Here is a 21,015-nt window from a genome sequence, read left to right as displayed (position 1 = left end):
CGGGCGGCGGCCTCTGGATAAGGATACGTGCGGACGGATTAGTTGGCGCGGACCGGCGTCAGCGTTGGGGCCGGCGGCGGGCTCGACGGCGCGGCGCCGGTCAGCTTGGCCAGCATGACGTCACGTTCGCCGAAGTCGGCGATGACACCCTGGTTGATAACCATGATGTAGTCGGCCTGGCCCAGCAGGTTCACCTTGTGAGTGGCGAAGATCACCGTGCGCTTGGCCGCCTTCAGAGCGTTCATGGCCTGCATGAGCGCGATCTCGCCTGCCTGGTCCAGGCTTGCGTTCGGTTCGTCGAGCACGAGCAAGGCCGGCATGCGGAAGACGGCGCGGGCCATGGCGAGACGCTGGCGTTGCCCCCCCGAAAGCGAGGTTCCGCCTTCGCCAATCGGCGTGTCGTAGCCCATAGGCAGAGTCTGGATCATCTCGTGGACGCCGGCGAGCATCGCGGCGTCGATCACCTCTTGAGATTCGTACTCGGTGAAGCGGGCGATATTCTGGGCCACGGTTCCGGAGAACAGTTCGATGTCCTGCGGCAGATAACCGATGTGCCGCCCTAACTTCTCCGGGTCCCACTGCTTGATGTCGTAGCCATCCAGACGGATGACGCCGGCCGCGCACGGCCAGACGCCGACGATGCCCCGCAGCAGCGACGACTTGCCGGCCGCGCTGGGACCGACAAGCGCGACCGCCGTCCCCGCGTCGACGCGGAAGCTGGCCTGGCGCATGGTCGGCTGTTGCGCGCCGGGCGGCACGATCGAAGCGGCTTCGGCCGAGAGCACGCCGCGCGGCTCGGGCAGCGACATGTGGTCTTCGGCGATCTTCTCGTCGCGCAGCATGGTCTGCAGCCGATCCCACGAACTGCGAGCGCCCAGCAGACCCTTCCACTGACCCACCGCGCCTTCGATCGGGGCCAGGGCGCGACCGACCAGGATCGAACCCGCGATCATCGAGCCGGCCGAGATCTTGCCCTGGATGGCCAGATAGGCGCCGCCGCCCAGGATCAAGGTCTGGACCACCTGGCGGAACACCTTGATGCCCGACATCACCGCGCCGCCGGCGTCGCTGGCGGCGGCCTGCCAGGCCACTTGTTCGTCGCGGCGCACGCGCCAGCGCGCCTGAAGGCCGCCCCACATGCCCATGGCCTTCATGACCTCGGCGTTGCGAAGCGTCGAGCCCGCGTCGTTCTGGGCGGCGATCGAGGCCATGGTGGCCATCTGCACGGGATTCTTGGTGGCGTTGTCGTTCATCACGGCCAGGCCGAAGATGATGATGCAGCTGACGATCGCCAGGATGCCGAAGAACGGATGGAGCATCCAGGACACGATGATGAACACCGGCGTCCACGGCGCGTCGCAGAACGCGATCAGCCCGCCGGTCATGAACTCCCGCACCTGGTCCATGTCGCGGAACGCCTGGCCGCCGCCGCCGCGGCGGGTCAACGTCGAGTCCAGCACCGAGCGGAAGATCGGATCGCGGGCCACGCCGTCGAACTTCAGGCCGCCCCGCACCAGCACCTGGGTGCGCAGGGCCTCCAGCAGGCCATAGACGATGAACAGGAAGATGCAGATCAGCGTCAGGACCACCAGGGTGGCGACGTTGCGGCTGGACAGCACGCGATCATAGACCTGCAGCATGTAGAGCGGGCTGACCAGCGCCAGAATATTGATGAAGAAGCTGAAGACCATGGCGGTGATCACAGCCGGCTTCGCGACCAATACGGCCTGGTCAAGAACGGTCGGCTTGGCGCCGGTGCGGGTGCGGGTGAAAATCATTTCGAGCCTTCGACACGCCGCGCCATAAGGCGGGCCGTATACAGTAACAACTTAGGTCGCGTCTCGACCACGAAATTGTGGCGGAAAGTTAGCGCAGTTGATCCCGCTAAGTCATGGCCTTGGATCTAGGCAAGGCCGACGGGCGCTCCCAGCGCGTCCCTCAAAAAAAGACCCCACCTCTCTTAAAAGAAAAACCCCGCCTCCCTCTCGGAAGGCGGGGTCCATTAGTCAAGCGATCCTCGCCTAGGCGCGGATCAGACGTTCGCTTAGGCGAGCGTCAGCACTTCGGTGGCCGTGGCCGAGGTGGTCAGCGTGACCAGGCCGGTCAGCTTGATCACCGAGTCCGTGCCGCTGGTGAAGGTAGCGCCAGCCGCGTTGTCGACCACGACATAGGTGTCGGTGCCGAACTGGAACCACTTCACCAGGGCGTTCGTGCTACCGTCGCCAGCGGCAGCCGCGTCCAGGTACTGAGCCAGGGTAGCACCGCCACCCAGGGTGACCTTGGCGCCGAGGGCGGCGTCAGCGATCGTGCCGGTCGAGATACCGACCAGGTCGATCTTGTCGCCGACAGCAGCGTCGGTGATCGTCACGAAGGCGGTCGAAGTGCCGACGTTGTTGATATCGAAGATATCCGCGCCCGTACCACCGGTGAAGGTGTCCGAACCGCCGGTGTAGACCAGCGTATCGTTGCCAGCGCCACCGATGATGGTGTCGTTGGCGCTGGCCGTACCGGTCAGCGAGTCAGCGCCAGCGCCGCCCTTGATCGAGACCAGCTCGCCCACGGTGGTGTTGACCGACACGTAGGTGACGTTCGAGTCCGCGCCGGTAACGGCGCTGGCGTCGAAGTTGGTGACAGCAGCGTTACCGGTGTTGGTCAGGTTCAGACCGGCGTTGCCCGTCACGACGATCGACTTGGCCGAGGTGGCGACCAGGGTCAGGGTGTCGACGTGAGCGGTCGTGTTGGTGTCGGTGGCGTTGATGTTCACCGTCTCGACGCCAGCCAGCGTGACCGAGCCAGCGGTCAGGGCGGCCGCAGACGACAGGGTCAGGTTGAACACGTCCGTGGTGCCCGTGGCGTTGGCCAGGGTCACGGTCGTGCCGCCGGTCGGATCGGCCAGGACGGTCAGGCCGACGTTCACCGCAACGTTGGTGAAGGTCGTGGCGCCGGCCGTCGCGCCCAGTTCCAGGGCCGTGAAGCCGTTGGCGTTGTGCGAGCCTTGAGCCGCCGCGCCAGCGACGCGGAGAGTTTCGAAGCCGCCAAAGGCCGGATCGGCGCTGAACGACGAACCGTTGGTGTTGGCCACCAGGGTGTCGGTGCCGTCGCCGCCGTTCACCGAACCACCAGCGCCCAGGGTCGCCGAGCTCAGGGTGACGACGTCGTTGCCGGCGCCCATGGTGATCGCCTTGGTCGTGGCGCCCAGGCCGATCGAGTCAGCGCCAGCGCCGCCCGTGAAGAGCAGGCCGGTAGCCAGCTCGGCGCCGAACGTCGCACCAGCCGTGTTGGTCACGGTGATGGCGGTCAGAGCAGCGGCGGTGTGAGCCGTGACCGTGACCTTGGCGTCGCCCGAGACGTTCAGGGCCGTCGCGTCGGCGGCCACCAGGCTGGCGATCGTCGAAGCAGCGGTCGTGCCGGCGATGTTGATGGTGGTGAAACCATCGTCAGCAGCGGCTTCGGCGTCGGTGATCGCGCCGGTCGTCGTCAGACCGTTCACGTTCAGGGTCAGGGTGTTGGCGGTCGGCGTGGCGGTCAGGGCACCGCGGCCGATGCCGAGCGAGGTGCCCGTGCCCGACAGGTTGACGGTCGTCAGAGCGCTCGAGTCGATCGTGGCGGCGGCGAAGCTGCTCAGCGAGACCGTGGCGATCTTGCCGGCGGCCGTGGCCGAAGCGGCGTTGACGTCGTTGATCGTCACGTTGCCGTTGACCTTACCGACAACTGTGGCGCCGGCCGTGGCGGCCTTGTCTTGGTTGACGGTGACGGCGGTGGTGCTGGCGCCGCCGGTCACGGTCACAGCGGCTTGGGTCACCGTGGTGTTCACGGCGTTGCCAGCGGCTTGGGTCACAGACACGGTCGTACCGCCGGTGACGGCGATGTTACCCGTGGTGGTGGCGGCGGTCGAGTTCGTGACGCTGACCGACACGGCGCCCGTGGGCGCCGTGGTGCCGCCGACCGTGGTCGAACCGGTGGTGACGCCCGTCGAGACGACAGTGACGTCGGCGCCGCCGTCGTAAACCGTGTTGTTCGCGGCTTGCAGCGCGGCCGTGGCCTTCAGGTTTTGGCCCGCGCCGACCGTGATGGTTTGAGCCGCGTTGCTGGTGTTGGTGTTCAGGGCCGTCAAACCCGTCACGCCCGTGGCGGTGCTCAGGGTGATCGCGCCACCCGACGTCACGTTAATCGTTTCGACGTTCGAGATCGTCACGCCGGTCGGCAGACCGTTGATCGCGGCGGTTTGCACCCAGTTCATGACGTCCGCGCCAGCGCCACCGTTGATGGTGTCACCAACCGTCAGGGTCGCAACGCCGCCCACTTCACCCGCGACGATCGTGTCGTTGTTGGCGGTGGCGGCCGGCGTATCGGTGCCGGTGGTCAGAGTGATCGTGGACCCCCCGACGCCAGACGACGGATAGGCCGTGAACAGGTTGACGCCGGCGGCGTTGTCGGTCGACAGCGTGCCGTCCGACAGGTCGCTGATCAGAGCGGCCGTCGCGGTGGCATAGCCCCCCAGACCCGAGACCGTGGCGACGTTCAGAATTTCACCGATCAGCGCGGCCTTGACGGCCAGGCTAACGTCGGCGTCGCTGGTGTAGCCAGTGTTGGCCTTCACGAAAGCGGTCAGGTAGTCGATGTTGGCTTGACGGCTCAGGAAAGCCACCGCGCCGGCGACGTCGACGCCAGCGGCGGCGGCGACCGCGTTGCCAATGATCTTGTCATAGGCCGAAGCAACCGTCTGGGCGAACGACACCGACCCGTAAGCGGTGTTGAAGGCGGCGGCGCCTTCACCGGCGCCGGTGGCCAGGTTGATCGAGAAGTTGATGAAGCGGTTTTCCTGAGCGAACTTCGAGAAGTAGGCGTCGTTCAGGTCGTTGGCGTTGGTGGTCGAGTTGACCAGGTAGGCCAGGCCGGCAGCCGACGGGGCGTGGCCGGTGAAGAACTGGTAGGTCTCGACGGCGACGGCCGTCGTGCTGTTGACCAGCTTCAGGGTGTTGGCCAGGGCGGCGGCGTCAGAGACACCCCCGGTCTGCGTTTGAGTCGCGTACGCGTCGAGCGTCAGCGTGGTGGCGGCGTCAGGCGCCTTGCCGAGGTTGGCGTTGGTGTACGCCGTGACCAGTTGGGCCGTCGTATAGGCCATGAGGATAGTCTCCCAAAAAGATCCCACACCCCCTGCGACCGATTGGCGCGCATGAGAGCAGCGAAGGCTATAGAGCAAACGTCATACGTCGACAATAGCCGAAATTCGGCCGTACAGCATTTTCCTAACCGGTACAGCGAATTCCTATATAGCGTTCCTTGTACCCCCCGCCCGAACGCGGTATATGGGAGCGTGATTTATTCGTCGGGGAGGCGAGCGCGCACTCGCGCGGACTGCCCCGAACGACCCGTGAGGCGTTATAATGTATGGCAATCCGCAACGACGCAGCGCCACGGAGGTCCAGGACCTTCGCCGCGAAGGCGGTCGCTGGCTGAAGGAGCAGCGCGAGACCGCTGGCCTCTCGCAGCGTCAGCTCGCCGCCAAGGTGGGCGCCGACTACTATACTTTCATCTCCCAGCTGGAGACAGGTCGCGGACGGATTCCGCCGGACCGCTACAGGGACTGGGCGATGGCTCTGGGGGTTCCGGAGAAGACTTTCGTTCGAGAGCTGCTCCGCTTCTACGATCCGATCACCTACGAAATCCTGTTCAGCGAAGCCTAGTTCGATTAATGTAGGCCGTCGGCATGGGAGCCGGCGCTCGCCTTAGGCGTGGGGAAACGTCCACCGCATGGCCGCACAGGTCCTTTCGTTCTTCCAGCGCTCGCCGCGTCACGCGCCGAGACCGGCTGACTGGAGCCAGCAGGAGTTGGCCGAGTTCTACCGCGTCGAGAGCGCCCTGATCCGCGCCGGCATCCGCGTCGGCACCGATCGCGGCATGAGCGACGAGAACGAGCCGTGGTTCTGCTTCTATCGCTCTGACGACGGCGAGGTGGTGATCCACTTCGCGCGCATCGATGGCGAGTACATCATCGCCGGCCCCGCCTATGAAGAGATCGCCCGCGGCTTCGACTTCTCGAGCCTGGTGCGCAACATGGTGGCGCGCCACCCGCTGATCCGGCGCGCGGACAGCGGCAGCAACATCTCGGTCCACCCCGCCGCCCTGCTGGTGGCCGTGGTCGGCACCGCCTTCTTCAAGACGGGCGAGGCCCGCGCGGCCGAGGCAGGATCCGGCAACGCCCAGCCCAATCACAGCCGCCCCGCCCTGCTGTCGTCCAGTTCGAACGCTGGCCTCACCAGCGGCGTCGCGCCCATGTCGACGTCGACGCCGACCTACGACACGGCCCAACTGCCGGCCAATCAGGCCGTGCTGATCCTGGCGGCCGCGCTGCTGGCTTCGGACTATGGCCTCGACACGACCAGCCTGGACCCGGCCGCGCGCGGCGCGATCTCGGCGGCCGCCGCGGCGCTGGACTTCGGGCCCGTCCCGACTCCGTCCCACGGCGTAGAAGGCGGCTTCACCCCCACGGCGGCCAGCCACGCCACCATGATGGTCGACAACACGCCGGCCCAGACCGTGTCCTCGGTGCTGTCGCTGGTGGCGCTGCTCTCGACCCTGCCCCAACTCGCGGAAGGCTCGGCCGCGGCCAACGCCCTGCTGACCGTGACCACCGACGCGGTTCATCGCGACCTGGTTCTGGCCGCGCCGCTGCCGTCGAACGATGACGGCAACTGGGCCCTGGACGTACGTCTGGGCCTGGGCCTGAACGGCCTGCCTTCCGTCGAGGCGGTTCAGCTGGTCCGCGGCATCATCGGCGACACCGGCGGGCAGAAGATTTCGGTCGTCGAGGTCAGCAAGCTGCCCGGCATCCTGGCCGATCTCGTCGCCAAGGGCGATCATCACATCGTCTCGCCGCCGCCCACGCCGCAGCCCACGCCGCAGCCGCCCCCGATCGACGATCCGGATTCGCCGCCGGTCGGCGACGTGTCGACGTCGACGCCGGACTCAAGCCAGCCCGAGGCCCCTCTGACGCCCGGCAATCCGACGCCGCCCGCGCCCACCTACGCCACGCCCAGCCTGGTGAAGGAGTTCATCGACTACTTCATCGCGCACACGAGCAATGTCGAGGTGATGGTGAAGGGCGCGGATATTGTCATGTTCGACGCGCGGGTGCTGCACGACGTCGGTTCGGTCGTCCACCTGGACAGCATGACCTTCCACTTCGACGATGGCAGCTCGATCAGCCTCGTGGGCGATCATTCGTCCTTCCTGCACGGCGGGATTCTGGTCTAGACGAAACGCCTGGAGCGTCCGCTCCGGATGTCGCGAGATCAGAGGAACGACGGCCTTTCGCGGGTCGCGTTCGGGAAGGACTGCCTTGAGGCCCGCACGCCTGGACCTGGCGATTAGTTCCGCCATGCGCGCTCCCGCAATGGAAACGCCGGAGACTTCGCCGTCCCCACCCGTGGGCCCGCCGCCGCGCCGCCGCTTCGGCTTCGCCCGGCGGCTGCTGGGGCCGGTGCTGTCGCCTGTCGCCAACTATGCGCGTCGCTATCTTCAGGCCAGCGTCGAGCATGAGCTGCGCGAGGCGCGCGGCCACCTGAACGCGCTGTCGGCCGATCTGGACGCGACGCGCGGCCACCTCGACACGCTGTCGGCCGATTTGCGGGCGGTCAACCTGCGACTGGACCAGACGCACGCCCTGTTGCACATGGCGCTCAAGCAGAGCGACGAGGCCACCCGGGCGCTGTCGGCCCATCTTTCACGGCTGGAGCCGCCGCTGGCGCGCCTGGAAATGCGCGGCGACCAGTTCGGGTCGGAGCTGGCCCGTCTGCCCGGCCTGTTCGGCCCGCGCTTCGACGAGCTGGAGATCAAGGCCCGACCGCTGATCCACTACGACGCCGAGTCGACCGCCATCCGCATGCGCGATGGCTACATCCTGGCCCCCACCGCCCTGCCCACCTTCGTGACGATGCTGGCCAACGCCACCAGCCGTGGCCTGGAGCCCGGCACCGGCGACGTCCTGCGTCGCCTGGTCCAGCCGGGCATGGTCGTCGCCGATGTCGGCGCCAATATCGGCCTGCTTACTCTGATCATGGCGTGGGCCGCGGGCCCAACCGGCAAGGTCATCGCCTTCGAGCCGGAAGCGATCCCGCGCGCGAACCTCGAAAAGATGCGCCACCTCAATGGCCTGTCCTGGGTCGACGTCCGCGACCAGGCCGTGGGCGCGCAGGCGGGCCAGCTGACCTTCCACGTCAGCGACATCATCGGCCACAGCTCGCTCTACGCCTTGCCCGAGACCGAGGGCTCGCGCGAGATCCAGGTCGATGTCGTGCGCCTGGACGCGGTGGCGCCGAGCCAGCGCATGGACGTGGTCAAGATCGACGTCGAGGGCGCCGAGCTGGACGTGCTGGCCGGCATGTCGGGCCTGATCGCCAAGAACAAGGACCTGGCCATCGTCGCCGAGTTCGGTCCCGAGCACCTCAAGCGCGTCGGCCAGACCCCGGCCCAATGGTTCAAGGCCTTCGCCGACGCCGGCTTCAAGGCCTACATCATCGACGAGACGACCGGCGCGGCCGAGCCGACCAACACCAAGGCCGCCGCCAAGGTGGTCTCGGCCAACATCGCCTTCGTGCGCGCCGGCGGCGACGCCGAGAAGCGTCTGCTGCGGCGCTAAGGACCTCGCCCATGAAGATCTGCTGGGTGACGCCCTTCGTCCTGCGTTCGTCGATCGGCCGGGTCAGCGCCGAGGTGTCCAAGGCCCTGGCCCTGCGAGGCCACCAGGTCGAAATCCTGCGCTGCGAGGACAAGGACGACCCGGCCGAGCCGCTGCACCCGACCGCCCTGCGCGTGCATCACTGGCGGTCCTACGACCTCTCGCGCCTGTGGACAGAGTTCGACGTGGTGGTGGTCAATATCGGCGACAACTATCCCTTCCACGCCGGCGTGTTCGCGATCCTGGACTCCGCGCCGTGCCTGGGGATCTTCCACGACTTCTACATCTACAACCTGTTCTCGGGCTGGCTGCACTACAACGGCCTGGACTATCGCCGGCACGACGCCGAGATCGTCGCGACCTATGGCGAGGCGGCCCTGCCGCACGCCGTGGCCGTCCGCTCGGGCCAGATGCTGGACATGGGCGAGATCGCCCGGCATCTGCCGATGACCGAATGGCTGGCCGGCCGCTGCGAGGCCGCCCTGGCTCACGCCCAGTTCTATGCCCCCAAGCTGGAGGCCGTCGTCCAAGGCCCGGTCGCCGTGACGCCGCTGTGCTGCCCCGATCGCGCCACCCCGCCGGGGCCGCCGAAGGCCAAGAGCCAGCTGACGATCACCACGGTCGGCGTGATGAACCCCAACAAGCGCGTCGACGATGTGATCCGCGCCATCGGGGGCTCCGACGCCTTGAAGGCGTGCGTCTATCGCCTGGTGGGACCGATCTCTGACGCGGAACGCGCCAAGCTGGAGGCCGCCGCCGCCGAGGTCGGGTTCGACAATTTGGTCATCGACGGCGCGGTCGACGACGACACCCTGGACCGCCGCCTCGACGAGGCCGACATCATGGTCGCCCTGCGCAAGCCGGTGCTGGAAGGCGCCTCGGGCTCGGCCTGCGAGGGCATGCTCAGCGGCCGCCCGACCGTGGTCGCCCGCGCCGGCTTCTACGGCGAGCTGCCCGACGACCTGGTCTTCAAGATCGACGGCGAGATCGTGGTCGAGGAGTTGCGCGACGTGCTCGAGCGTCTGGTCGCCGATGAGGCCCTGCGCCGCGAGACCGGCAAGGCCGCCCGCGCCTGGGCGCTGGCCAACCTCAACGCCGCCCGCTACGCAGGGGCCATCGAGGGTCTGGCCCAGGCCCAGGTCACCAGCCGCCCTCTGCTGGCCGTCGGCCGCCGCATCGGCGGCGAGCTGACCGCCATGGGCCTGACCGACACCGACCCAGCCGCCGCGCGGATCGGGGCGACGCTACAGAAGCTGTTCGCGCCGATTGAGGCCTAGGCGCTCTTGCTCACCGGGGGCGCGCAGTAGCGGTCTAGGAAGGCCTGGTGCTGCGGCAGTCGGGCGACCATGCCGTCGATGTTGCGCTTGAGGTCCTCCAGCGCGCCCTTCAACTGATGAGCCGGCATCAACCGACCCATGTGGTGATAGGTCTGAGGCTGGATCCGCTGGCCCAGCAGAACCTGTAGCCAGGAGTCGACCTGGAACAGCTCTCCCGGTGCCTGGTAGACCTGAGCGCTTTGGCGGAAGAGCTCGATGCGCTGGGACAGGCTGTCGGGGATCTCCATCTCGCGCACGCGATCCCAGAACGGACTGTCGGTCCGCTCGGTCGCCTTGTAGTGCAGGATGATGAAATCGCGGATCTTCTCCAGCTCGTCGTTGGCCTGGCGGTTGTAGCGATCGACCGCCGCCTGGCTGATCCCGGCGAAGGGGAACAGTTGCATCAGCCGCGTCACGCCGATCATGATCAGGTGGATCGAGGTCGATTCCAGCGGCTCGACGAAGCCGCTCGCCAGGCCCAGGGCCACGACGTTCTTGTCCCAGGTCTTGCGGCGACGGCCCGTGCGATAGCGGATCAGTCGCGGCTCGATCAGGGTCTCGCCCTCGATCTCGCCCATCAACTTCGCGCGCGCATCGTCATCGGACATGAAGTCGCTGCAGTAGACGAGGCCATTGCCGACCCGGTGTTGGAGCGGGATCTTCCATCGCCAGCCCGCCTCGTGGGCGATCGCGCGGGTATAGGGGACGGCGGGCTCGGTCGAACGGGTCTGGACCGCCAGAGCGCTGTTGGTCGGCAGCCAATGGTCCCAGTCCTCGAAGCCGGCCTTCAGGGTCTGTTCAATCAGCAGGCCGCGGAAGCCGGTGCAGTCGACGAACAGGTCGCCCTCGACCACCTCGCCGCTCTGCATGACCAGGGCCTCGACGAAGCCGTCCTCCCCGCGCTGGCGGACGCTGGCGATCTTGCCCTCGACCCGGCGCACGCCATCGGCCTCGGCCATGCCGCGCAAGAAACGGCCGTAGAGACCGGCGTCCAGGTGGTAGGCGTAGTTCAGCGGACTCTCGTCGCCGGTATAGAACCTGTTCTGCTCGGCCGCCTTCAGCTCAAGGCAATAGTCGCCGAGATCGCCGCCGAATCCCTGCTCGCGGGCCTGCATCCAGAAGTGATGAAAGCCGCCCATCCAGGTGGATTTGCCGACCTGGCCGAACGAGTGGATGTAACGATCACCGACCTCGCCCCAATTCTCGAACGAGATGCCCAGTTTGAAGGTCGCCTGTGTGGCGCGCATGAACTCGGCCTCGTCGATGCCGAGCAGCGCGTTGAAGGTGCGGGCCGTGGGGATCGTCGATTCCCCCACCCCGACCGTGCCGATGTCCTCGGACTCGACCAGGGTGATGTCGAGCAGCGGGCCTAGCTGCTTGGCCAGGGCCGCGGCGGCCATCCAGCCGGCGGTGCCGCCGCCCGCGATCACCACCTTACGGATCGACTGCTGGGTCATGACGCCCCTCCCCTCGTTCTTGTTATCGGTTCAGGCGGTCGAGCAGGTATGCTCGCAGCCGCCTGGCCTTGATCTCGTCCATCGGACCCAGCGGTCCGCGCGCGGCCTCGGGCAAATGCGCCCCGGCGCGATCGGCGGGGCCGAACAGATAGTAGTCGAACAGGGCCTTCCAGCCCTGCTTCTCGAAGTCGGGCCGGTCGCGCAGGCTCAGCAGGCCGTGCAGCAGGGTGGTCATCGGCGTGTCGACGAAGCCCGGCGAGGCGTTCCACCAGTAGTTCACCAGCACGTTGAACGGCTCCAGCGCCTCGACCTGGTGCCACCACAGGGCCGGATAGACCAGGACATCGCCGGGCTCGAGCTCGGCCACCTGGGCGCTGGCGATCGCTTCGCGGAAAAGCGGATGCCGCTCGAAGTCGGGCGTCTCGAAATCGACCAGGCTGACCACCTGGCCGCCGGGCGTCGGCTCCAAGGGTCCGGGATACAGGTTGGCGACCTGGTCTGGCGGGAACAGGGTGAAGCGCCGCCGGCCCACGGCGCAGACGGCGATATTGTTGGACATGTCGTAGTGGGCGGCGGCCGTCGTGCGGTTGCCGATCCAGATCCCGGCCATCGGCGGCTGCGGGCCGAACACCTCGGGCCCCAGGCCCAGGTCGTTGGCGGCCTTCAGGCTTGGGAAATAGGCGTCGAGATCGGTCGAGCCGACATAGACCGACGGGGCGTCGTTTCGGCCCTCGACCTCTTCGAGGCGGCGCAGAAAGGTCTCCAGCGGCGCGCGCTCGGCCTTGAAGTTCATGGCCGTGAGGGTCGGATCGTAGAAGAACCGGCCCCTGATCGACGGATCGCCGCTATAGCCGACCACCCGGCCGCCCTGGTCGTGAGCCCGGATGTAGTCGCGCGCCGCTTGGCTGGATTCGAGGCCTGCCCGCACTAACGGCCAATCCCGCGCTAGGCCCTTGAAGACCATCGGCGTCTGGCCGGCCAGCACGGCGTCGAACGGGATCTGGGCCGGCGTCGCGACCGTGGTCTCCAGCGTCCGGCGGGCCGTCAGGGCGGTCACGTCAGGCCAATCCCGCGGAAGAGACGCGCTTAAGGGTCTTGCGGGCGATCAGGTCCTCGATATTGCCCATCGAGGCGATCAGGGCCCAGGCCGCGCGCAGCAGGCCCGACTGGTGCAGCCGTTCCAGGTCCGTCCCGGCGACGGCCGCCAGGCGATCGGGCGCCAGGGTGAAGACGTCCGGCACGTCGTAGCTGGTCTGGTCGTCCAGCTTGATCTCGATGTCGATCGGCTCGATCAGGCCCAGTTCGTCGAAGGCCGCGAACATCGGGCCGGCCACTTCCAGGCCTTCGTGGATGAGGCTCAGCGTGCGGTTGACGCTCTGCAGATAGGGCGCGGCGCCGCCGGCTGGCAGGAACAGGCGCTCGCCCGCGTCACGGCTGACCCGCGGATGGTCGAGGTCGACATGGATCATCGCGCGAGGCTCGTCGCCTCGCGCATCGTGCTGCAGGGCGATCGAGAACGGACCGCGCCGCTGGACGGCGGGGATGTAGCGGGCGTTCCAGCCGGTCTCGTCGAGGAACAGGTTCTCGTCGCGGTCCAGACCCAGCAGCGCCACGGCTTGATAGGCGCCAGTGGCGTCCTTGCGGATCAGGATCGGATATTCGCGCTGCGCCGCCTCGAATTCGGTGGGCAGGAGCAGCGTCTGGTTCAGGCCGTCGCCGTACGCGACGCCGTGCTCGGCGATCACCCGCAGCTCGGCGTGATCGACGTTGTTGAGAAGCACTCGGTTCATGTCGGCCAACTCATGCTCGCGGATGGCTACTTCAAAGGAAGAAAGGGGCCGCCGCAAGCGGCGACCCCCTCATCCACTTCCAGGACTTCCGGTCTAGAAGCGGTAGCGAGCGCCGAGCAGGAAGCGGCGATCCAGTTCCTGAGCGAACCACAGCTGGTTCGGATCGCGACCGTAGGTGCGCAGGTTTTCCTTGGTCAGGTTGATGCCTTCCAGGGAGACCGCCAGCTTCGGCGTGACGTCGTAGCTGACGCTGAAGTCCAACTGGCCGAACGGAGCGACATAGACCGGGTTACGGTCGTTGCCGCGATTGGTGGCCTGCAGGAACTTGTCACGCCAGTTGTAGGCGATCCGCGCCGAGATCCCGTGCTTGTCGTAGATCAGGGTGGCGTTGGCCGTGTCCGACAGACCCAGCAGAGCGAACTGGTCCTGGCCGGGGCTGGCGCCGTTGTCGAACTCGACGTCGCCACGCACCATCGTATAGGCCCCCGACACACCGAAGCCGGTGTCGCCGAAGAAGTGCTGCGCCGCGATTTCGAAGCCGTGGATCTTGCCGGTCCGGTTGTTGATCGGCTTGGAGACCTGGAAGTTGAATAACGGGTCGGCGCTGTTGGCGGTAATGTCCACCGCCGCCAGGATGGCGTCCGCGAAGGCCTGGTTGATGTCGCCGCTCGGGCCGCGATTGGCCTGGAACTGCGCCGACGCCGCCGCCGCCGAACCGCCGTTCTGCTGCAGCAGGGCCGTCATCGTGAACAGGTTCACGTCGGTCGGTCCGGCGCCGATGGCGTTCAGCAGATCTCTGGCCGTGCCGGAACGCGTCCCAGCCTGGCCCGAGGTGGGGTCACGCAGACCGAACAGGTTCTGCATCACCGTGCCGGTGCCGACGAAGTTGTTCACCCGCTTCTCGAAGAAGCCGGCCGTGATGAAGCTGCTGGGCTTGTAGTACCACTCCAGCGAGACGTCGAAGTTGTCCGAGATCAGCGGCTCCAGGTCCGGATTGCCGCTGCTGCCGAGCGGGGTAGCCCCGTTGGCGACCGGGCGGCCCGGCGCATTCGCCGTCTGGGCGGCGAACAGGTTGCCGTAGTCCGGCCGCGCGATGGTGCGGCTGAACGAGAAGCGACCGACCACGTCGTCCCGAAGGTCGACCTGGAAGTCCAGCGAGGGCAGCAGGTTGTTGTACTTGCCCTTGCCCGACAGCGGCGAATAGGTCGACGCCGTGTCGATCCGGAAATCGTTGTCCGACGTCCAGACGATGGCGGTGGGCGTGCGAACCGCCGAGATCGACGTGACCTTGGTCTGCTCGTAGCGAACGCCCGTGACCAGGGTGGCCGGAAGGCCGGCCAGCTCGGACTTCCAGGTCAACTGGCCGTAGGCGGCGGCGATGTCTTCGTCGACGCGGTTGTTGTTCTGGCCGGTGACCCGCACGGGGTTGCCCCGAGCCGTATAGGCCGGCGACAGAGCGTTCAGCAGATCGACCGCGTCGGCGCGGAACGACACCAGGCCGGGGCCGGTCTGCTTCAGATCCAACTCGCTGAAACGGCAGGCCATGCAGAAGGCCTTCACCAGGCTGCCGGCGTACTGCTGTACGTCACGCGGGTTCGAGATACCCCACGAGCCCAGCTCCTGCTCCGTGTTGATCGTCGACTGGGTCATCTTCGAGGTCCGGTAGTCGGCCCCAAAGTCGATGCGGCTGCCGTTGTCGTCCAGGTCCCAGGTGAAGTCGACCCGGGCTTCCTTGATCTCGTGTTGCTGGCGCTGGGACGAGGTGCGGCCCACCTGGCTGCCCAGGTCGCCGACGTCCAGTTGACCATTGGCGTTGCCGCGCGGGGCGGCGTCGTTGATCGTGAACGACTGGACTGGGACCTTGCCGCTGTAGTCGACCGAGTGCGACGAGATGATCGGCGCGCCGATGGAGACCATGGTCGAGCTGGAGCCGTTAGGCGCGCCCGGCTTGGAGTCCGACTTCGAGATGTGGCCGTCGATATTGACGCGGAAGCGGTCCGACAGGTCCCAGGCGGCGTTCAGGCCGTAGGACTTCAGGGAGTCCGTGTTGGCCCGATACTGCTGCTCGAAGCCCATGTCCTTGGTGCCGCTGAGCGTTTCGGACAGCAGGACCGCGGTGGCCACGACCGGGTTGTTGTCGAAGGTCACCTTGTCGAACGGGCGGTTGAACCAGTTCGTGCTGTCGTTACGGCGCTCGTACGACTTGTTCTCGGCGTACAGGGCGTCGGCCGTGATCTTGAGGTTTTCGGTCGGGCGGAATTGCGCGGTCAACTGGCCGTTGACCCGCTCGCGCTGGCCTTGCGAGAAGTGGTAGCGGCTGTCGTTGGGGATCGCGACCAGGGTGTTCGGGTTCGAGGGCGCGTTGGTGATCTGGGTCGCGCCGCCGTTGCGCACGAAGCCGTTCGCCGGATCGTTGAACTGGGCGAAGGTGCGGATGTTCCAGTCGTTCGACGTGACCGAGCGGCTGGTGAAGTTGCGCTTCTGGTAGCTGCCGAACAGGGCGACGCCGAACTTCTCGCTTTCATCGAGGTAGTTCAGCAGGCCGGACACTTCGGGCGTGTACTTGGACGTGTCCTCAAGCTTTTCGGACACGCTCTGGTCGTAGACGCCCTTGACCCCGATGCTGCCCGACAGGCCGTGCTCGCGGGAGTCCAGAGGATGGCGAGTCTTGACGTTGATCGTCGCGCCGATGCCGCCCGAAGGAATCGCCGCGCGGCCGGTCTTGTAGACCTCCAGCGTGGTCACGCCTTCCGAGGCGAGGTTCGAGAAATCGAACGAGCGGCTGGTGCCCGCGGCGAAGTCCGTCGACTGGTCGCCACCGACCGTGGCGACGTTGGCCGTCGGCATGGTGCGGCCGTTCAGGGTCACCAGGTTGAAGCCGCCGCCGAAGCCGCGGACCGTGACCTGGGAGCCTTCGCCGTTGGTGCGGTCGATGGACACGCCGGTGATCCGCTGCAGGGATTCGGCGAGGTTGGTGTCCGGGAACTTGCCGATGTCCTCGGCGGAGATGGCGTCGACGACGCCGCTGTTGTTGCGCTTGATCGCGATCGACCGTTCGAGAGAAGCGCGGATGCCGGTGATGACGATTTCATCGACGGCGGTGTTGTCCTGGGTCTGCTGAGCCAGCGCTGAGCTGGCGAACATGGCCGCCGTGATGGCGACGCAAGAGGCAGACGCGTGCAAGCGACGAAGCCGCTTCATAGGCCGTTCCCCCTAATTAGCCCCTGTGGGGCGCTGTTTTTGTTACGCGCCGGAAGCATTTCCGACTGCTCTTCCCGTCCCGCGAGCCTTGGAGAAACAACCAACGCACGAGGTACTAGTTAGCGGTAACATCGGTCGCTGACGGCTGCAACGACAAAATGACAGCGCTGGCAGGATTTTTTCAAGCCCATTTGAGCCGATTTTTAGGACCACTGAATTGGACAATTCGGGCCGTTTCGGAAGGCTGGCGACACGACGGATCCTGGCCTTCGCGCCCTGGTTGCTCACTATTTCAGGACGGTAACCGGTGTCCCGCGGACAAATGGGCGGCTGGAGCGTGGCGGCCGAAAGCGTGAGCGGTTTCGGCGCCCGCCACGCTCTAAATGTTTGAGGTAGAGCCGATTTATCCGTTTCCGATGGTCCACCAGAGACGGACAGGCTCTACAGCCGCATGCGGATTCCGAAACCGAACGAGCGCCCCGAGCGGCCGATCTGCAGCGGGCGGTCACGCTGGCCCTCGTAGGCGGCCTCGACCGTGTCGGTCAGGTTGCTGGCCTCGACGTACAGCGAGACGCGGGGGCTGAGGTCGTAGGAACCGGCCGCGTCGAGATAGCCGGCGCTGGCGACCACGAAGCTGGAGACCCCTCCCCCCTGCATGTCGGCCTCGGAGCCGAACGGCGAGCGCCAGGTCCAGGAGAGGTGGGCGTGCAAGGGGCCGCGCTCGACGAAGGGGCTGATCGACCAGGACAGGCGCGAGACGCCGTTCAGCCGGCCGCGCCGCCCCTGGTCGTCGCGGCTGGCGGCGTCGACCCAGGTGGCGCTGGTCCAGACCCCGATCCCGTGGGCGAAGCGCCGGCTGAAGGCCGCCTCGAGGCCGGTCACCTTGGCCTCGCCCGCGTTGCGCGGCCTGGACATTGTCACCGTGGCCACGACCGGCGGCCCCGCGCGGGTGGCGAAGGTCAGGCGCTCGGGCCGGGCCGAGACGACGATGAAGTCGTCGATGGTCTTGTGGAACAGCGCCAGGCTGACGCCGCCGAAGTCCTCGAACTCACGCTCCAGCGAGAGGTCGTAATTGGTGGCCAGGTACGGCTTCAGCTCCGGATTGCCGCCGATGCCGGAGAACAGGGTCCCCGGCGAAGGGTGGTCGATCTCCGCCTGGCCGCGCTGGTAGAGGATCGAGACGAGGCTGCTGGCCGGGACCGTGGCCGAGCGCAGGTCCGCCAGGGACGGCCGGGTGATGCTGCGCGAGGCCGCCAGACGCAGCCGCCAGTGCTCATCAAGCGCGATGGCGAGGTTGGCGCTGGGCAGGGCCACGGCATGGGCGCCCGTATAGCGGACCGGCTTGACGTCCATGGAGCCCGTCGTGGAGACGCCCAGCAGCGTGCCAGTCACGTCCGTCCGGGTCCGGGCGGTCCGCAAGCCGACATTGCCCGTGGCCGGCAGGCCCAGGACGCTCGTGGCGAAGTCCAGGCGACCGTAGGCGGCCAGGATTCGCTCGCCAACCTTGTAGGAGCCCTGCAGATCCGCGCCGGTCGGGACCAGGTCCTCGGCGTCGACGATCACCCGGTCGGCCTCGCCCGGCAGCACGAAGCCGGCGCGGAAGGCGGTGAAGTCGGCCGACGTCCAGGCCGGCGGTCGCGCGGCGATCAGCCGGTCGAAAGCCTCGCCGGGCGTGCCAATATCGAAGAAGCCGGCGTCGACGACCGTCCCGGCCCGTGGCGCGGCCTCGCGGTCGCGGCGCTGGAAGTCGCGCCCCCGATCGGTGACTTGCCCGCCCAGGCGCAGGCGCTCGAACCGCAGGGGTCCCAGCGTCCAGTCGACCGGCCGCTCGGCGGCCACCAGTCCGGTGACGTCGTGGTCCTCCACGTGGGTGGCGCGGACGCCGTAGCGCGAGAAGGTCAGCTGGGCGGGATCGGTCAGGTCGAACGACGTCGACAACAGCGGCGTCTCGCGGCGCGCGATCAGGTCGGGCCCCAGGTCGAAGCGGTAGGAGACGCCCAACGGGCTGACCGCGCCGATCCTCTGCAGCGGCGTGTCGAGGTTGGAACGGGCGCTGGACAGGCTGAGGCGTGGCTCCAGGGTCCACCCGCCGGCGTCGGCCTTCATGGCTAGGCTCAGGGAGACGTTCTCGTGAACCTGGTCGGAGACTTCCAGGTTGTTGCCGATCTCGCCGGCGGCGATGCGGCCACCGAGCAGGGTGCGGCCCTCGATCCGCGCGTCGCCCGCCGCCAGGGCCTGGGCCGCGTAGTCGCCGATCCCATAGACGATGCGGTCCTCGCGGATGCTGTTGTCGAAACGCGAGGCCAGGGTGTCGAGATAGAGCGTGACGCTCGGCGCGACCCGCCACTCGGCCCCGGCGAAGGCCGTGGTCCGCGCGCGCTGCTCCTGCTCGATCGTGGTTCGGATATCCTCGGGAACAGTCAACGACGCGCCGTTGATTACAAGGTCGCGATAGCGCGAGATCTGAAAGCGGTCGTACTGGACCTCGCGCCGCTCGGTGGAGACGCCAGCGACCACGCCCAGCCGACCGTCGGCCCGCCGCCAGCGGCCGGAGATGGCGACGTCCGGCGACACGGCGTCCGAACGAAGCTCGGCGTGGGCGTCGGCGCGGATCGACAGGTACGACGCCCCCTCCAGCCCGCGCACCGTGCGGATATCGATGTTCGAGCCGATGCCCCCGTCCACCAGATCCGCCGTCGGCGACTTGGCCACCACCGCTCCCGCCAGCAGGTCGGCCGAGAGGGCGCGGAACCGGAACTGCCGGCCGCTCTGGGTGGAGTTGCGGATGTTCTCGTTGAACGCCACGGGCGCGCCGTTCAGGGTCACCGACTGGAACAGCGGCCCCAGACCTCGGACGCTGACGAACTGGCCCTCTCCCACCTCGCGCTCGATGGCCACGCCCGGCACGCGTTGCAGCGCCTCGGCGAGATTGGCGGCCGGCAGCTCGCCGATCCGACCGGCCGAGACGGCGTCGACGATGGCGTCGGCGCGGCGCTTCTGGAGCAGAGAGTCCTCAATGCCAGCCACGAAGGCGGCGTTGATCGTGACCGCGTCCAGGTCCACCGGCGCTTCGGGAGCCGGCGCGACGCGAGGCGGCGCGGGCGTCGCCTCGGCCCAGACCCGCACCGAGGCGTGGTCGGCGATCTCATAGCGCAGGCCCGTGCCCGCCAGCAGGCGTTTCAGCGCCTCGCGCCACGACATGGTCCCGGAGACGGCGTTGGCACGGTACGCGCGTCCCGGCTCGGTCGACAGGGCGAAGGCGCAGCCGGCCTTCAGGCATAGGGCCATCAGGGCGGCGCGGGCGTCCTGGGCGGGGATGTCGAAGCGCGGAGCCGGGACTTGCGCGAACGCCGGCGCGGCCGCGGCCAGCGCCGCGATCGTCAGGGCGGACACGCGACGGAAGGACATGCGGCGACTGGTGAAAACCCCGGCGCTGCTGGGCGCCCAGGGTCTGGTAACGCTGCTTCGTGACAGACTCGCGAAAGGCCCTGACCTGGGCGGCCGTCGCGTCAGCGGGCCTCAGCGCGCGGTGGCGACGACCTCGCCCGGACCGGTGCGCTTCAGCACCACCGGCAGCACCTTGGCGGCGCGATCGATCACCGTTCCGCGGCCGTCCAGCGACAGCATGGCGGTGACACGCTGGCGACCCAGGGTCGGGTCGGCCAGGCGGATCCTGGCGTCGGTGTAGCGTCCCAGTTCGGCCAGGACTTCGGACAGCGCCGCGTCCTGGAACACCAGCCGGCGCTGGCGCCAGGCGACGGCCGTGGCCGGATCGATCCGGGCCTCGCGCCGCACCGCGCCGCCAACCTGATAGGTCACCTGGTCGCCGGGAACGAGATGGACGGGCTCGGTCGGGGTCCGGGGCTGCGAAACCTCGACCGAGCCCTCCAGCAGTTCCACCCGGGCACGGCCGTCGCGGAGGCTCGTGGCGAAGTGGGTGCCGGTGACGATGACTTGCCGGTCGGCCAGGGCCACCTGGAACGGGTGGACCTTGTCGTGGGCGACCGCGAAATAGGCGCCGCCCCTGTCGAGGGCGAGGCGGCGCACCTTGCCGTCGACCCTGGCGCGCAGGGTGGTGGCGGTGTCCAGCGTGACGACCGAGCCGTCGGCCAGGGTCACGTCGCGGATCTCGCCGACGGCGGTCGTGTAGGTCGCGGCGCCGGCCAGCGGATCCCGCGGGCGCGTGACCAGCGTCGGCGCGATCGCCACGGCCAGCACGGTGGCGACGAGACCGCCAGCCAGGGCGACGGGCGTCCAGCCGGCTTTTTTCGGGCGACGCGCCGCCACCGGCGCGGGTGGGATCAGGTTCAGCTCGCCGACGAGTTCGGCGCGCAGGTCGCGCGTGTCGCGCAGCATTCCCTTGGCGTCCTGGTAGTCGGCGAGATTCCTAGGGTCGGCCGCCAGCCAGCGCTCGAAGGCCGCCAGGGTCGAACGCGGCGCGTCGGGACGGCCCAGGCGCACGACCCAGTCCTCCGCGGTGCGCGGCTTGGCTTCGAACAGGCTGGCGAAACGATCGAGCATCTTGGCGGTTAGGCCTTCCCAATGAGCAGCGTGGCCCGGTCCTGCCCGGG

General features: G+C 67.8%; 12 protein-coding genes. 4 read left to right on the top strand and 8 right to left on the bottom strand.

Annotated features, from left to right (window positions below; translation table 11 throughout):
• Positions 1 to 38: 38 nt before the first annotated feature.
• Complete coding sequence (locus AC1RJ9_RS01835; protein ID WP_492835231.1) at positions 39 to 1,778, bottom strand: type I secretion system permease/ATPase; 1,740 nt, start codon at positions 1,776 to 1,778, stop codon at positions 39 to 41.
• Between the two features lie 266 nt (positions 1,779 to 2,044).
• Positions 2,045 to 5,125: a beta strand repeat-containing protein gene (locus AC1RJ9_RS01830; RefSeq protein ID WP_492835233.1), complete on the bottom strand. Its 3,081-nt coding sequence runs from the start codon at positions 5,123 to 5,125 to the stop codon at positions 2,045 to 2,047.
• Between the two features lie 262 nt (positions 5,126 to 5,387).
• On the opposite strand from AC1RJ9_RS01830, the gene AC1RJ9_RS01825 reads away from it, so the two are divergent.
• The 4 genes from AC1RJ9_RS01825 (at position 5,388) to AC1RJ9_RS01810 (ending at position 9,957) form a co-directional block, all read left to right on the top strand.
• Complete coding sequence (locus AC1RJ9_RS01825; RefSeq protein ID WP_492835235.1) at positions 5,388 to 5,687, top strand: helix-turn-helix domain-containing protein; 300 nt, start codon at positions 5,388 to 5,390, stop codon at positions 5,685 to 5,687.
• Positions 5,688 to 5,754: 67 nt separating this feature from the next.
• Positions 5,755 to 7,257, top strand: coding sequence for a hypothetical protein (locus AC1RJ9_RS01820; RefSeq protein ID WP_492835236.1), 1,503 nt, complete (start codon positions 5,755 to 5,757; stop codon positions 7,255 to 7,257).
• An 85-nt stretch (positions 7,258 to 7,342) separates the two neighbouring features.
• Positions 7,343 to 8,641 carry an FkbM family methyltransferase gene (locus AC1RJ9_RS01815; RefSeq protein ID WP_492835238.1) on the top strand — a complete coding sequence of 433 codons (1,299 nt, stop codon included), beginning with the start codon at positions 7,343 to 7,345 and terminating at the stop codon, positions 8,639 to 8,641.
• 11 nt (positions 8,642 to 8,652) lie between these two features.
• Positions 8,653 to 9,957: a glycosyltransferase family 4 protein gene (locus tag AC1RJ9_RS01810; protein WP_492835240.1), complete on the top strand. Its 1,305-nt coding sequence runs from the start codon at positions 8,653 to 8,655 to the stop codon at positions 9,955 to 9,957.
• Here AC1RJ9_RS01810 and AC1RJ9_RS01805 read toward each other — a convergent pair.
• The 6 genes from AC1RJ9_RS01805 to AC1RJ9_RS01780 form a co-directional block, all read right to left on the bottom strand.
• Positions 9,954 to 11,453: a tryptophan halogenase family protein gene (locus tag AC1RJ9_RS01805; RefSeq protein WP_492835242.1), complete on the bottom strand. Its 1,500-nt coding sequence runs from the start codon at positions 11,451 to 11,453 to the stop codon at positions 9,954 to 9,956. The two genes, AC1RJ9_RS01810 and AC1RJ9_RS01805, sit on opposite strands and share 4 nt — an antisense overlap.
• Positions 11,454 to 11,475: 22 nt before the next feature.
• Positions 11,476 to 12,510: a cupin-like domain-containing protein gene (locus AC1RJ9_RS01800; protein ID WP_492835244.1), complete on the bottom strand. Its 1,035-nt coding sequence runs from the start codon at positions 12,508 to 12,510 to the stop codon at positions 11,476 to 11,478.
• Position 12,511: 1 nt separating this feature from the next.
• The gene (locus AC1RJ9_RS01795) at positions 12,512 to 13,243 is read right to left on the bottom strand and encodes a SapC family protein (protein WP_492835246.1); all 732 of its coding nucleotides are present in this window, start codon (positions 13,241 to 13,243) and stop codon (positions 12,512 to 12,514) included.
• A 93-nt stretch (positions 13,244 to 13,336) separates the two neighbouring features.
• Positions 13,337 to 16,444: a TonB-dependent receptor gene (locus tag AC1RJ9_RS01790; RefSeq protein WP_492835248.1), complete on the bottom strand. Its 3,108-nt coding sequence runs from the start codon at positions 16,442 to 16,444 to the stop codon at positions 13,337 to 13,339.
• A gap of 441 nt (positions 16,445 to 16,885) precedes the next feature.
• Positions 16,886 to 19,852, bottom strand: coding sequence for a TonB-dependent receptor (locus tag AC1RJ9_RS01785; protein WP_492835250.1), 2,967 nt, complete (start codon positions 19,850 to 19,852; stop codon positions 16,886 to 16,888).
• A 111-nt stretch (positions 19,853 to 19,963) separates the two neighbouring features.
• The gene (locus AC1RJ9_RS01780) at positions 19,964 to 20,965 is read right to left on the bottom strand and encodes a FecR family protein (protein WP_492835252.1); all 1,002 of its coding nucleotides are present in this window, start codon (positions 20,963 to 20,965) and stop codon (positions 19,964 to 19,966) included.
• Positions 20,966 to 21,015 lie beyond the last annotated feature (50 nt).

This window comes from Caulobacter sp. GW822-FHT07D08 (assembly GCF_058798735.1).
The sequence above is the reverse complement of the archived record's forward strand: the minus strand, read 5'-3'. Positions and strand labels throughout refer to the sequence as shown.